This window comes from Parabacteroides leei, from assembly GCF_023369805.1.
Taxonomy (GTDB): Bacteria; Bacteroidota; Bacteroidia; order Bacteroidales; family Tannerellaceae; genus Parabacteroides; species Parabacteroides leei.
The window spans coordinates 55,433-69,518 of the sequence record NZ_JAMBQG010000016.1 but is presented as its reverse complement, the minus strand read 5'-3'; the positions used below and the strand labels follow the sequence as shown (position 1 = coordinate 69,518).

The window sequence follows — 14,086 nt, the reverse complement described above, 5'->3', positions numbered from 1 at the left end:
CGAGTTGCACCAATTATTATACAAAACGTATGCCAAAGTAACAATGAATGCTTCTGAATTGTTTTTGCTGTCAGAAATAATGACAATACGGCAGTTGTTAAAACGATATATTTTTATCTTTGTGGCATAAGAAGGAATATGGCATAATTTATATGTAAAGAAAAGACTATTATCAATTAAATCGTTTATAAAATGAAAAACTATCTAGTTTTTACCATGGCTACACTTTTATTGGGAACTTCCTGCTCCTCTAAAAAAGAGCAGGCTGAAGGTTTTACCGGTGCTCCGGGCGAAGTCAAGCTCATAACACTCGATCCCGGTCATTTTCATGCAGCCCTGGTACAGAAAGTATCTTATCCACAAGTTTGTAAAGATGTTTATGTGTACGCACCCGGTGGCTTTGATGTGGATGAACACCTGAAACGTATTGAAGGATTCAATACACGTGCAGAGAATCCGACCGGATGGAATGAAGTTGCTTATACAGGTTCCGATTACCTGGAAAAGATGCTCTCTGAAAAGAAAGGGAATGTAATGATCCAGGCCGGTAACAACGGAAAGAAGACCGAGTATATAAAGAAGACGCTTGAAGCCGGTATTAATGTGCTTTCAGACAAGCCTATGGCGATCAATAGTCAGAATTTTAAATTGTTGGAAGAGTGTTTCGATATTGCCAGGCAAAAGAATATTCTGCTATATGACATTATGACGGAAAGGAATGAGATCACAACCCTACTGCAACGTGAACTTTCAATGATCCCGGCTGTATATGGAGAACAATTGAAAGGATCTCCGGAGGAGCCGGCTATTGTCAAGGAAAGCGTGCATCATTTATTTAAACTGGTGGATAATAAACCATTGACCCGTCCGGTGTGGTATTTTGACGTAACTCAGCAGGGGGAAGGTATTGTTGATGTAACGACTCATCTGGTGGATCTCGTTCAGTGGGAGGCTTTTCCCGGACAGATCATCGACTATAAAAAAGATATTGAATTAGTCGATGCAAACCGTTGGACGACTTCAATCAGTCCGGAAGAGTTTAAACAAGTGACTGGTACTGATGCTTATCCTGATTTCTTGAAAAAGGATGTCGTAAACGATACGTTGAAAGTATATTGTAATGGTGATATCGTATATAAGATAAAGGATGTGACGGCCAAAGTCTCTGTTATCTGGAATTATACTTTCCCGAAAGGTGGTGGCGACACCCATTTCTCGGTTATGAAAGGTAGTAAAGCCGATCTGGTGATCCGTCAGGGGAAAGAGCAGGGCTATAAACCAGAGTTATATATAGAGGCATTGCCCGATATCGACCTGGCTGCTTATGAAAAAGAACTGGAAACGGCTATTCCAGCTGTTGCGGATAAATATCCCGGTGTTGCCTTAAACAAGATCGCAGACAATATATGGCAGGTTCAGATCCCAGAAAAATACCGGGTAGGACATGAGGCTCATTTCGGCCAGGTTACGGAAAATTATCTTCAATATTTGCAGGACGGAAAGTTACCGGACTGGGAGGTGCCGAACATGATTGCCAAATATTACGTGACAACACATGCGTTAGAGATAGCAAAGAGTAAAAGTAAATAGAAAACATCTAAATATCATGCGTGTGCCAGGAGTTCATATAAGACAATCGGTCTTTATCATTTTATGTTGTTTGGGAGCTTTCTCTTCGTTGTGGGGTACAGATAAAGTTCATATTACGGTGGAGGCTGGTTTATACGACCGGATAAATTGTATTGTTGCTGCCGATATTTCATCTATCGATCAATTAAGTAAGGGACCGGGAGTATCCTTGTATGAAACTGTCGGGGAGGAAAGGAGAGAAGTTGCCTGTCAGTTACTGGAGGGAAAAGACGGTAAACCTTATTTGTATTGGGTACTAACGGGGAAAACTCCTGCCGGGACAATGCGTGAGTTTGTCGTGGAGCCTATAACGGGGAACAACGAGGTTGCGGTAATGAAAATAGAAGATACAGGGAAAGCCTTAGTTTTAAAAAAGAATGAGAGTGAGATTCTTCAGTATAATTATGTTGTCACCAATCCTCCCTCGGGTGTGGATACGGTTTATCAACGTAGCGGTTTTATTCATCCGGCATATGCTCCATCCGGTAATATCCTGACTACCATACAGCCCAAAGATCATTATCATCATTTTGGGGTTTGGAATCCCTGGACACGTGTTGAATATGAAGGAAACGTCTATGATTTGTGGAATTTAGGAGATAAGCAAGGAACGGTGCGTGCCCGGAATGTGGAAAAAACTTTTCAAGGTAGTGTTTGTGCCGGTTATTCTGCAAATTTGGATCACTATATATTTTCGGCATCCGGTGAGAAAATAGTAATGAATGAATCCTGGACGGTAAAGAGCTGGAATATCCCGGAACGATTTTTATGGGATTTTGAATCAACATTGCAGGATGTAACTTCTTTACCTATAAATATAAAAGCTTACAGATATGGCGGTTTCGTGTGGCGTGGCACACAGGAGTGGACAAAGGATAACTGTATAATGCTTACTTCTGAAGGTAAGAGCCGTTCCGAAATAGATGGCACGACAGCACGTTGGATTTATGTTACCGGGACTTGTGGCGGTGATAAACAGTCCGGTTTTCTGCTTTTAGGGCATCCGGATAATTATAATGCACCAGAACCCCTTCGGATTTGGGATGAAAAAGCAAACGATGGCCGAGGGGATGTTTTTGTGAATTTCGCACCAACAAAATATAAAGACTGGCAGCTAATGCCAGGCAAAGACTATACTCTTCGTTATCGTATCTGTACCTATGATGGAGAAATGACGGTAGCTGAAGCAAATCGTCTTTGGAATGATTATGCTTACCCTCCCAGGGTGATCGTAAGAAAGCAATAAAAAAGCCCCGGAGTTTATCGCTTCGGGGCCTCTTTTTTATTTCATTTCCTTTTCCTCCATCATGTCGAGTTCGTTCTTGTCGGAATCAATAAACTTGTATTCCAGAAAACCCAGACTTTGGTTAGGAATGACTTTCATACTCATGGAGTATTTCAGTTTCCATTTCATGCTAAGGGGATAAAGCCCCTTGTTTACGAATGCTGCTACGTAAGGATGTACGTGCAGGGCGAATTTCTTCACATTGTGTTTGTTTACCAAACAGTCGATCTTTCCCTCCAGATTATCGGTGAATAAGATCGAAGGTTTGATTGTTCCTGTGCCGAAACAGGTGGGGCAAGATTCCGTTGTATCTACATCCATTGCCGGGCGAACCCTTTGGCGGGTAATCTGCATCAGACCAAACTTACTTAAAGGCAGGATGTTGTGTTTGGCCCGGTCGTTTACCATCGCTTTAGACATGTGTTCGAACAGCTTCTGTCGGTTGGCTGCTTCAGCCATGTCGATGAAGTCGACCACAATAATACCGCCCATATCGCGAAGACGAAGCTGGCGTGCTATTTCGTCGGCGGCAGCTGTGTTTACGTCGATAGCTGTTTTTTCCTGGGCGTCGCTTCCTTTGGAACGATTGCCGCTGTTAACGTCTATCACGTGCATGGCTTCGGTGTGCTCGATGATCAGGTAAGCTCCACTTTTATACGTAACCGTACGTCCGAACAACGATTTGATTTGCTTGGTGATACTGAAATTGTCGAAGATCGGCAGTTCACCGGTATATCGTTGTACGATCTCCTCCCTTCCGGGAGCGATCAGGCTGACATAATCGCGTATGTTATGGTAAACATCCGCATCGTTTACGTAAATATTCTGGAAAGACGGGTTGAATATATCACGGAGCAAGGCCACGGTACGTGCCGTTTCTTCGTATACGATCGACGGTACTTTTAACTTTGGAACCTTGACGATGTTTTCTTCCCACCGTTTCACTAATGTCTTTAATTCATGGTCGAGTTCAGCAACACGTTTACCTTCTGAAGAAGTACGTACTATAACACTGAAGTTTTTCGGTTTGATGCTCTGGATTAACTGCCGCAAACGGGCACGTTCCTCACTCGACTTGATTTTTGTGGAGACTGATACCTTATCGGCAAATGGTATCAATACGATATATCTTCCGGCAAAAGAGAGTTCGGAAGTCAATCGCGGACCTTTTGTTGAAATCGGCTCTTTGGCAATTTGTACCAACACCTCTTGTCCGACTTTAAGCACATTACTGATACTTCCGTCTTTTTCAATTTCGGGAAGTATCTGAACCTTTGAAATAGCAGGGATCTTTTTCTGATCGCTGAGTGCCTGTTTGAGGAACTTCTGTTGGGTGTTGAAGTTCGGACCTAAGTCCAGATAGTGAAGAAATGCGTCCTTTTTATACCCTACATCAATGAAAGCAGCATTCAACCCCGGCATCAGTTTTTTTACTTTGCCAAGATAGATATCGCCGACGGCAAACGAAACATTGCGGGCCTCTTTTTGTAGCTCCACAAGGTTTTTGTCTTCCAATACGGCAATAGATACCTCTTTGGGTTGTACATCAACTACTAATTCACTTATCACTTGAAAGTGGGTTTTAATTCAGACCTTTCTAAATACGCAAAGAACAAACTTAAAAGGTCACTTATTAAGTTTGTTCTTTAGAGTTTTCTTGTTAGATAGACTTATTTCTTTTTATGTCTATTCTTTTTCAGTCTCTTTTTGCGCTTGTGCGTAGACATTTTATGTCTTTTTCTTTTCTTTCCGCTAGGCATTGTTTCTAAATTTTAAATTAAACTATAATTACTAATTACTTAACTTCGTTCAGGAAGGTTTTAGCCGGCTTGAATGAAGGGATGTTATGCTCCGGAATGATGATCGTAGTATTCTTGGAAATATTACGAGCTGTTTTCTGAGCTCTCTTCTTAATAACGAAACTTCCGAATCCCCTCAGGTAAACGTTTTCTCCTTCAGATAATGAACTTTTTACAATATCCATAAAAGATTCTACGCTACTCAATACCGTCTGCTTATCGATACCGGTACTTTTAGCAATTTCGCTAACAATATCTGCTTTAGTCATGTCTATAAATTAATTAATGATTTGGACCTATTAATTTTTTGGAATGCAAATATATAGCTTTTTATTTAAGTGGAAAAAGAATTGCCTGCCATTTTTTAATAAAAAAGATTCCTTACAATTCATTATATCTGTGTATGTTTGCATTAATCAACGAGTTGAGAGTTTTAAAAGTACGAAAACAGGACAAATATGCCGCAATTGAAAAATGAACTGGAAACCAGCAATATGTTGCTAAACTGGTACAAAACGAATAAAAGGGCTTTACCGTGGAGGGAATCGTCCGATCCCTATATAATCTGGATATCAGAAATAATTCTTCAACAAACCCGTGTCGCTCAGGGGATGGATTATTTTTATCGTTTCACCGGACGTTTCCCGGATGTGGCTTCCCTGGCCTCTGCCGAAGAAGATGAGGTATTGAAATATTGGCAGGGATTGGGCTATTACAGCCGTGCCCGGAATCTGCATGCGGCAGCCAAAAGTATCATGGATACCTTTGGGGGCGTTTTTCCAAGTGAATATAAAAATGTATTGTCTTTGAAAGGAATCGGGGAATATACAGCGGCAGCCATCGTGTCTTTTGTGTGGAATAAACCTTATCCGGTTGTCGATGGGAATGTCTTCCGGGTGTTATCACGTTTATATGCGGTCGATACGCCTATCGATACGACAAGCGGAAAAAAACAGTTTACCGAGTTGGCGGGGATCGTGATGAATCCGGAAAAGGCCGGACTTCACAATCAGGCAATCATGGAGTTCGGCGCCTTACAATGTGTGCCACAAAATCCGGATTGCGACGTTTGCCCGTTAAAAGAACGTTGTATGGCATATGCTTCCAACCGTGTACAAAGTTTTCCGGTAAAGCAGAATAAAACGAAAACACGTCCCCGTTATTTCCATTATCTATACATTATATATAAAGGGCAGACCTGGCTTTTGCGCCGGGGTAAAAAGGATATATGGGAAGGGCTTTATGAATTTCCCCTTATCGAGACGGAGCAGCCCGTGGATTTTGCCGGTTTACAAAAAACGGAAGCCTTCAAGCAGTTGTTCGAAGGAGCCGGCCGACTGAATGTCTCGGTAGATATACCGGAAATAAAACATGTCTTGTCACATCAGGTCTTGCATACGGCTTTTTACCGGATAGAAATAGAAAAAATCAGCGAGGCTTTGAATTCGTATCTGGCTGTTCCGTATGAAGATATCGAACGTTATGCCGTTCCACGTCTTATACATATTTATTTAGAGAAATTAAATGGAAACTTGCCGGAATGATCGAATTTATGTTTCTTTGTAAGATATTAAAAGAATTATTACTATGTCATTGAATAAAGTCATTTTGATCGGTAACGTGGGCAAAGATCCCGACGTTCGTTATTTCGACAGCGGTGCAGCTGTTGCAAATTTCCCATTGGCAACTTCGGAAAGAGGTTACACACTTGCAAATGGTACGGTTGTGCCCGAAAGGACAGAATGGCACAATATTGTAGTGCGTCGCGACCAGGTAGCCTTTGTTGAAAAATGGGTGAAGAAAGGTTCGGGGGTTTATGTGGAAGGAAAGATCCGTACCCGTAGTTATGACGATCAAAGTGGTGTGAAGCGTTATGTTACGGAGATTCATGCAGACCGTATCGAATTTTATAACACAGGTACAAGGCCGGCTGACGGAACGTCTACTGCCGGAGCTGGTTTACAGCAGGGAGGACAGCCGCAGGCAACGTCTTATCAGCAACCGGTTTCACAACAGCAACCGGATATTTCTTCGGATTCAAACAGTGCGGATGATCTTCCGTTCTGATATTGTTTAACTAATACGGTTCCCCTTGGACTCAGACTATTATTTATCGGGCTTATTCGATCAGGTTACTATGCAGGCGCTAACAGCAGGTCCTGTTATAGCATTAAGCCTCGCTTGTATACTGCTGTTAGTGTCCGGCTTCGTGTCGGCATCAGAAGTGGCATTCTTTTCTCTTACCCCGGGTGACATCAACGACATCCGGGAAGAGAATTCTCCTTCAGATCCACTTATCAGAAAACTTCTGGACCGTTCCGAATATTTGCTTGCAGCTATTCTGATTGCAAATAACTTTGTGAATGTGGCTGTCGTTATGCTTTGTACCTATGGTATCAATGCCTTGGTCAATTTTTCGGCTGTGCCTGTTTTAGGTTTTGTGCTCGAAACGATCATACTTACTTTTCTTCTTTTACTTTTTGGCGAGATCATGCCCAAGATCTACGCACAGAAGAACTCTCTTCGCTTTGTTCGCCGTTCAGCCTCTGTTTTGAATATGGTCGAACGTGTCTGTCGCCCGCTATCGAAGGTGTTGGTGACTTCTACTTCTGTAATTAACAAGGCGCTCGTTAAAAAGAAGTACGACCTTTCTGTCGATGAACTCTCTAAAGCGCTCGAACTGACCTCTACCGAAATTCCTGAAGAAAAAGAAATGTTGGCCGAGATCATCAAGTTCTATAACAAGACGGCAGATGAGATCATGACTCCCCGCCTGGATATGGAAGATATCGAGATAAAGACCAACTTTCGTAATGTGATCGATTTCATTATTAAGTCCGGTTATTCGCGTATCCCCGTGTATGCAGACTCGGAGGATAATATCAAAGGCATTCTCTATATCAAGGACTTGCTGCCCTATATCGAAAAACCGGATACATTCCGTTGGCAGAGCCTGATCCGTCCGGCTTACTTTGTTCCTGAGACGAAGAAGATCGACGACCTGCTGGAAGAATTCCGGACCAACAAGATACATATGGCGATTGTGGTAGACGAGTTCGGCGGTACTTCCGGTATCGTTACGATGGAAGATATCCTGGAAGAAATAGTCGGAGAGATTTCCGATGAATATGATGAAGATGAAAAACAATTCATCCGTCTGGCAGACGGTAGCCTGATCTTCGAAGCCAAGATACTGTTGACAGACTTTTTCCGTGTGATCAATGCCGACCCGCCTGAGTTCGGAAAGTTGACGGAAGATGTGGAAACACTGGCCGGTCTTTTGTTGGAGATAAAAGGAGATTTCCCTCGTCGCCGGGAGATTCTCGATTATGACAAGTATCGTTTCCAGGTTCTCGAAATGGATAACCGTCGGATACTAAAGGTGAAATTTAATCGTATTCCGGCAGGAGAGAAAGGAGAGGAGTGATGAAGTCTATTCTGTCGGGTATGTTTTTCCTGTTTTTTCTGTTGTGTATCTCCTGTACGGAATATACGCCGAAACCGCGTGGTTATTTTCGGATCGAACCGCCACAGGCCCGTTATCAGCCTTTACCTCTCGACAGTTTACCTTACGCGTTTAATGTATCCCAGTTGGTAACCGTAGAACTCCCCCCGGTGGGAAGTCCGGAGGGATGGATCAACCTGTCTTATCCATCTTTGGGAGTAAAGGTGTATTGCAGTTACCTGCCTGTTACACGAAAAACGTTGCAGACAGCTGAGACGGAATCCCGTTCGTTGGTTTCCCGGCAGGCCAAACAAGCCAATGCCGTGAAGGAACAAGCTTACAGTAATCCGGACGAAAAAGTATACGGCTCCTTGTTCTTGCTCGACGGCGAGTCTGCTTCTCCTGTGCAGTTCATGCTGACAGACAGTTCTTCAAACTTCTTTCGTGGGGCTTTGTATTACGATTGTGTGCCGAACGCTGACTCTCTGGCGCCCCTGACTGATTATTTGCGGAAGGATATTATTGAGTTGATACAATCTTTTAGCTGGAAGAAATAATGCCTGTCATCCTGAAACATACATCACCTTTGCTGGGTGTCTGGAAGATTGAAGAGACTTCGGATGAATTACTCTCCATGTTGGATCTCCAACCGGACTATTTACCATTTCTTCAACATATAAAAACGGAGAAACGTCGCCAGGAATGGTTGGCCAGCCGTGTCCTCCTGAAAGAACTGGCCGGTTCGGAACTTATCATCCGCTATCATGAAGACGGTGCACCCTATTTGTCCGACTCTGCTTATCATCTGAGTATTTCCCATACGAATGGTTATGCCGCCGTTCTATTGCAGCAACAGCCCGCTGCCGGTATAGATATCGAATATTATTCTCTGCGGATATTGAAGATACGCAGCCGCTTTATGTCTCCCGAAGAGGATGCCTCCGTCTCTTCTTTTAATGAAGTCAATCATTTACTTATCTATTGGTGTGCTAAAGAAGCCTTATTTAAAATGATCCGGCAGCAGGATGTCGACTTTATCGAACATTTGCATATCGAACCTTTCACTTATGCAAACTCCGGACAAATCCGTGCCTACGAAACCCGGACGCCGGATGCCAAGTCCTATACTTTGAACTATGAAGTATATCCCGCCTTCATACTGGTATATAGTCTCTCTATATAAATAAGACCGGGTCTTTCATTCCCTTGGCAGTGTTTTGCCATTTAAAACGCAATGTTTTGCCATGCTGATGGCAGAGCCTTGCCAATACGATGGCAGAGTTCTGCCAATAGGGTGGCAGAGTCTTGCCAACCGTATGGCAAAACATTCAGCTGCCTTAGAACCCTAAACATAATAACAGTTATCTTGTTTTAATTTATAGAGTCTTTGCTTTACCGGATAACGTTTATAATAAGATATGGGGCAGAAAAAGAAAATAGCAAAATATATTTTCCCGGCAATCGGATTGCTGGTTGTGTTGCTTACTGCCCTGAACCTGTATCTGAACCATCGGCTTGAACGGTATCTGAAGAAGGAACTGAGCCGCCGGACGGCAGAGGCTACGGATGGCTTTTATAATCTTTCGTTTGATGATCTGTCTATCGGTTTCATAAAAGGGGAGTTGAAGATAAAAGGCGTCAGGCTTATGCCCGATACGACAGTTTTCCGGCAATGGGCGGCTATCGACAGTCTTCCGCAGACTTATGTGAAGGCGGAGATCGGCGTGATCGATTTTAAAGGGGTGAACCTGACATGGCGTTGGAGTTATAAGAAACTACACTTTAACTCTTTTGAGATTAAGGATCCGGAGATAGAAATATTCGATTCGTATAACTCCGGGCGCATGGAGAAGAAAGCCCGGAATGTCAGTTCCAAATCATTGTACGAGGTTATTTCGCCGTATATAAATGTGTTGAGTGTGCGGACGCTGAACCTGGAAGATGCGAGTGTCTCTTATACAGTTGAGAATCCGGTGACACCGATCCTGTATGCATTGACCGATGTCAGTTTCCGTGCATACGATTTCAGGCTGGATGAAAATTCTTCCCGAAGCGGCAAGTTGCTCTATTGCGATAATTTTGAGTTTGTAACCAACCAACCTCAGACACTTCTCGCCAATAACGATTTCGTGTTGAAAACAGACAGTATCAAGCTGAGTACGCAGGATTCGATCATTTATATAGAGAAAATCAACCTGATCCCACAGGAGAAATTGTGGGTAGAGAAAAACCAGAAACCGGATAGCTATGTGGATGCATTGGTCCGGACGATTGAAGTAAACGGCATACAGTTTAAACGGGAAGAGGCTCTGAATTATTTGACAGCCCGTTCTTTTGATATCTCATCGTCGGATATCCGGGTGTTTAACCTGGCGACTAATACGGCTCCTAAAGACAAAACGGTCGATAAACCTGCAACCATGAATGCCGATTCATTGGTACAGACCTTGTCTCTTTATGATATTATATCACCGGTATTACATAGTGTTGCTATTCAGTCCATCGGTATCCGGGAGGCCAAAGTAGCCTATTCGCAGGCAGTGAAAGATTCTGTCGAGGTCTATAAATTGGATAATTTTAATTTTCAGGCGAATGAATTCCTGGTAGATTCGGTTTCCGAAGTGAAGCATGGTTTATGGTATTCGCGCAGTTTTGCTTTTGAAGCAACAGGGATCAGCGGGATGATGACGGCCCGTAACCATCGCCTGGATGTGGAACGTATGGCACTGAACACGGAGACCGGCGATTTCAGTATTGAGAATATCCGGTTGAAACCTATCTCCGTTAGATCGCGCAACGATTATATGTCGGGCAGTATCGATACGATCGCTATAAAAGGTTTACTGTATGATAAAGGGATCAGTGCCGGTCTGTTTAAGATAGACCGTCCGAACCTCCGGTACAATAAGGCACCTTCTTATAATAAGGTGAATAAAGAACAGAAAATGCCGGTCGATACCCGGGCGGATATTGAAGGTATATTGAATCCGTTACTCCAATATTTATCTATTAAACAGATTCGTCTGAATCATGCTTTTGTCACGTTGAACGATAGGAGTGTTCCTGATCCTGTCGTTTATAAACTGAAAGATTTCAATTTCTATGCAACCGATTTCCTGATAGACGACAGCACGAACCGGAGCAACGGATTGTTTTTCCAGTGCGATAATTTTGGATTCAGTCTAAAGGACTTTGATAATTACCTGCCGGGAAAAGAATACCGTTTGTATGTGGGTAAAGGTGATTTCTCCACTCAGAAAGGCCTGTTTCGTTTACAGGATGTAAAGTTGATCCCGCAGGACTCGTTATGGGAAAAGGCTTCGAAGTCGCATATAAGGTTTGAGGCCCCTTTAGTTTCGGTTTCCGGAATGAACCGCTTACCGGATAAACTTGCCCAAAGCCTGGAAACAGGAGTCGTTCATCTGAAGTCGCCGTATCTGGAGGTCGTCAATAAGGATGGGGCTTTCTTTAAAGCCGGACTGAAAGATATAGGTATCAGTAAAATTAAATGGGACAGTCTGCATTTTGCTGTCGGCGATATTTCATTGGCAGATCCTTTTTTTTCTTATAAGCCGGGGAATGTTCCGGATAAGGATAAAAAGAAACCTGCCGCAGGCGAGTTGGAGGATGTGTATGAAATGCTCGGGCGTTTTACGCCTGACCTTTCGCTGGAAAAATTGGATATATCGAATGCCGTATTGAATAACGATACGGCCAGCCTGCTATTGGAAGGATTACATGTCAATGCAGCAGACCGTCTGTTTAAGCTGAAAACAATCCGGTTCAATACGAAAGACCTGTCCTTCCCATTGGATAATGGCTTTTATACATTGAGTATCGGTGAAGTGAGTCTGAATAATACGCAGCTCGACCTGGCAGATATCCACCTGCTTTCCAAATATCCCAAAATGGAATTTGCCTATCTCCAACCCGAACATAAGGACTGGTTTGATGTCAAAGTGGGACGTTTGAATCTTGCGGGGATCGATTTGCCGGCCTGGATTACACAGAAAGTGATAAAAGTGAGAAAGGTGCAGGTGGATGATGCCGTCCTTCAGAATTTTAAGAACCAACAAATAATCGTACCCCGTCATATTGTTCCGATGATTTACTCCGGTCTGCAGAAAGCTCCGGTTAAACTAGCTGTCGATAGCCTGGATGTCAATAACTTTTCTGTCGTTTATGAAGAGCTGGCCCGGAAAGGAATAAAACCGGGAAAATTATTCTTTACGGAGATGAACGGCAAGTTTTCCGGATTTACCAATATCGTTACCCGTCCGGATCAGTATATCCGCCTCGACGCAAATGGAAAGCTGATGGGAGCAGGCTATTTTACAGCTACCTGGTTGTTGCCAGTCGATTCATTGAACGATCGTTTTATCCTGAATGCCCATATGAAAGATTTCGACCTGACAGCTTTGAATGAATTGATAACCCCGCTGGCATTTGCCAAGATCGAAAGCGGTAAACTGGATGATTTTACATTTAGTACGGAAGCCTCCAGCAAAGGAGCTAACGTCGATATGCTCTTCCTTTATCGAGACCTGAAAGCAGAACTCTTCAAAGAAAAGCATGGGGAGGTGATCGATAACAAGTTTTTATCACGCCTGGCAAACCTGGTGTTGAAACATGATAATCCGGATCATCCGGAAAAGGGAGGGCATAAACCCAGGCAGTCTCACCTGACAATTGAACGGGACCCTTATCATTCCACATTTAATTATTTATGGCAAATATTGCGTCCGCCCCTGATCGAGTCGGTGGGCGTTTCTAAAAAGACACAGGATGTCGCCAAAGAAGTCAGCGGCTTTTTAACTAAAATAAAGAATTTCTTTCATCCCAAAAGAACCAAAGCGCAGGCCGAAAAGAAAGGTGATAAAAACGAAATAACGGATGAACTTATCCGGAGATAAAGTGTTTTATATCAAAGAGCGTTGTTTTGTAGATAAATAATAAACGAATACATGGAATATGATATAGTTCATCACCCGGAGAAATATCGCTTCGAGGTGAAAACGAATGATTTAACGGCCTTTGTACAATACAGGCTTGTCGGTAATAATCTGGATATTATTCACACAATAGTTCCGGAACCTCTGGAGGGGCAAGGTATTGCCGCTTCCTTAGTGAAAGCGGCTTTCGACTACGCATTAGAGAATCAATTAAAGCCACGGGCAATCTGCTCGTACGCTGTTGCATGGTTAAAAAGACATCAGGAATATGCAAGATAACCAGTTTGAAAATGATGATTATCCTTTGATTGTAACACCCAGTAAATGGGCTAGTTCAAGTGCTTGCAGGGAAGTTACTGCAGCTCCACGTAACTCACAACCTGTAATGGGACTTATCCGTATGCCGGATATGTCGCAGTTGCTTAAATCTGTACCTTTCAAGGAAGTACGGTAAAATTCCGCTTCTTTCAGGTTACACGCATCGAATACCGTATAGGCAAACCGGCAACTTTCTAACGAACCACTTTTCAGGTCGCATTGGTTGAAGCCCACATATTTCAGTTTGCTCATGGTCAGGTTGATATATTCAGCTTTGCAGTTGCTGAAAGTAATATGATTTAATGACGATTCCGAGAAGTTCACACCGATCAGTTTACAATCGATAAACTCGACACGATGGAAGCCGGATTCGGATAAATTGACATTCGAAAGATCGCAGTTCCGGAAGATTATATCGCTGAACTGCGATTTTTTTATGCCACAACCGATCAGCATACAGTTCGTGAACAGACAGGATTGCATATTTATATTTTTTGTCTTGATCTCAAATACCCGTTGGTTTTTGAAAGAATATTCCGTCACGTCTTCTCCGTCTTTCAGGAGTGTCTCGTCCAATAGGGCATCTTCTTTTAAAACAGCTGTTACCCGGGGAGCGGTTATCTTCATGATATATCTTTTTTTAATAAGCCGGTAAAGA

12 protein-coding genes are annotated in these 14,086 nt (G+C 43.0%); 9 read left to right on the top strand and 3 right to left on the bottom strand.

Going from position 1 to position 14,086, the window contains the following annotated elements:
* The first annotated feature begins 192 nt into the window (after positions 1-192).
* Together M1P97_RS19640 and M1P97_RS19635 are read left to right on the top strand one after the other, a co-directional pair.
* Positions 193-1,590 carry a putative oxidoreductase C-terminal domain-containing protein gene (locus M1P97_RS19640; protein WP_249389964.1) on the top strand — a complete coding sequence of 466 codons (1,398 nt, stop codon included), beginning with the start codon at positions 193-195 and terminating at the stop codon, positions 1,588-1,590.
* A 16-nt stretch (positions 1,591-1,606) separates the two neighbouring features.
* Positions 1,607-2,875 carry a DUF6807 domain-containing protein gene (locus M1P97_RS19635; RefSeq protein ID WP_249389963.1) on the top strand — a complete coding sequence of 423 codons (1,269 nt, stop codon included), beginning with the start codon at positions 1,607-1,609 and terminating at the stop codon, positions 2,873-2,875.
* 36 nt (positions 2,876-2,911) lie between these two features.
* Here M1P97_RS19635 and M1P97_RS19630 read toward each other — a convergent pair whose 3' ends face one another.
* Positions 2,912-4,483, bottom strand: coding sequence for an Rne/Rng family ribonuclease (locus M1P97_RS19630; protein ID WP_195374386.1), 1,572 nt, complete (start codon positions 4,481-4,483; stop codon positions 2,912-2,914).
* Between the two features lie 226 nt (positions 4,484-4,709).
* Positions 4,710-4,982 carry an HU family DNA-binding protein gene (locus M1P97_RS19625; protein WP_075558580.1) on the bottom strand — a complete coding sequence of 91 codons (273 nt, stop codon included), beginning with the start codon at positions 4,980-4,982 and terminating at the stop codon, positions 4,710-4,712.
* A 189-nt stretch (positions 4,983-5,171) separates the two neighbouring features.
* On the opposite strand from M1P97_RS19625, the gene mutY reads away from it, so the two are divergent.
* From mutY to M1P97_RS19590, 7 genes are all read left to right on the top strand, one after another.
* On the top strand, positions 5,172-6,257 hold the full coding sequence (gene mutY, locus M1P97_RS19620; RefSeq protein ID WP_249389962.1) for an A/G-specific adenine glycosylase: 1,086 nt from the start codon (positions 5,172-5,174) through the stop codon (positions 6,255-6,257).
* A 43-nt stretch (positions 6,258-6,300) separates the two neighbouring features.
* Positions 6,301-6,780, top strand: a complete 480-nt coding sequence (locus M1P97_RS19615) for a single-stranded DNA-binding protein (RefSeq protein WP_195374388.1) — start codon at positions 6,301-6,303, stop codon at positions 6,778-6,780.
* A 25-nt stretch (positions 6,781-6,805) separates the two neighbouring features.
* Positions 6,806-8,140 carry a gliding motility-associated protein GldE gene (gene gldE, locus M1P97_RS19610; protein ID WP_249389961.1) on the top strand — a complete coding sequence of 445 codons (1,335 nt, stop codon included), beginning with the start codon at positions 6,806-6,808 and terminating at the stop codon, positions 8,138-8,140.
* Positions 8,140-8,715, top strand: coding sequence for a gliding motility lipoprotein GldD (gldD, locus tag M1P97_RS19605; RefSeq protein ID WP_195374390.1), 576 nt, complete (start codon positions 8,140-8,142; stop codon positions 8,713-8,715). Before gldE ends, gldD begins: the two co-directional genes overlap by 1 nt.
* Complete coding sequence (locus tag M1P97_RS19600; protein WP_249389960.1) at positions 8,715-9,341, top strand: 4'-phosphopantetheinyl transferase family protein; 627 nt, start codon at positions 8,715-8,717, stop codon at positions 9,339-9,341. Before gldD ends, M1P97_RS19600 begins: the two co-directional genes overlap by 1 nt.
* Positions 9,342-9,576: 235 nt before the next feature.
* Positions 9,577-13,071: a DUF748 domain-containing protein gene (locus M1P97_RS19595; protein ID WP_249389959.1), complete on the top strand. Its 3,495-nt coding sequence runs from the start codon at positions 9,577-9,579 to the stop codon at positions 13,069-13,071.
* Positions 13,072-13,122: 51 nt separating this feature from the next.
* Entirely contained in the window at positions 13,123-13,389 is a 267-nt protein-coding gene (locus tag M1P97_RS19590) for a GNAT family N-acetyltransferase (protein WP_195374393.1), read from the top strand.
* A gap of 18 nt (positions 13,390-13,407) precedes the next feature.
* Here the strand turns inward: M1P97_RS19590 and M1P97_RS19585 are convergent, their stop codons facing one another.
* Positions 13,408-14,055, bottom strand: a complete 648-nt coding sequence (locus tag M1P97_RS19585; RefSeq protein ID WP_249389958.1) for a pentapeptide repeat-containing protein — start codon at positions 14,053-14,055, stop codon at positions 13,408-13,410.
* Positions 14,056-14,086 lie beyond the last annotated feature (31 nt).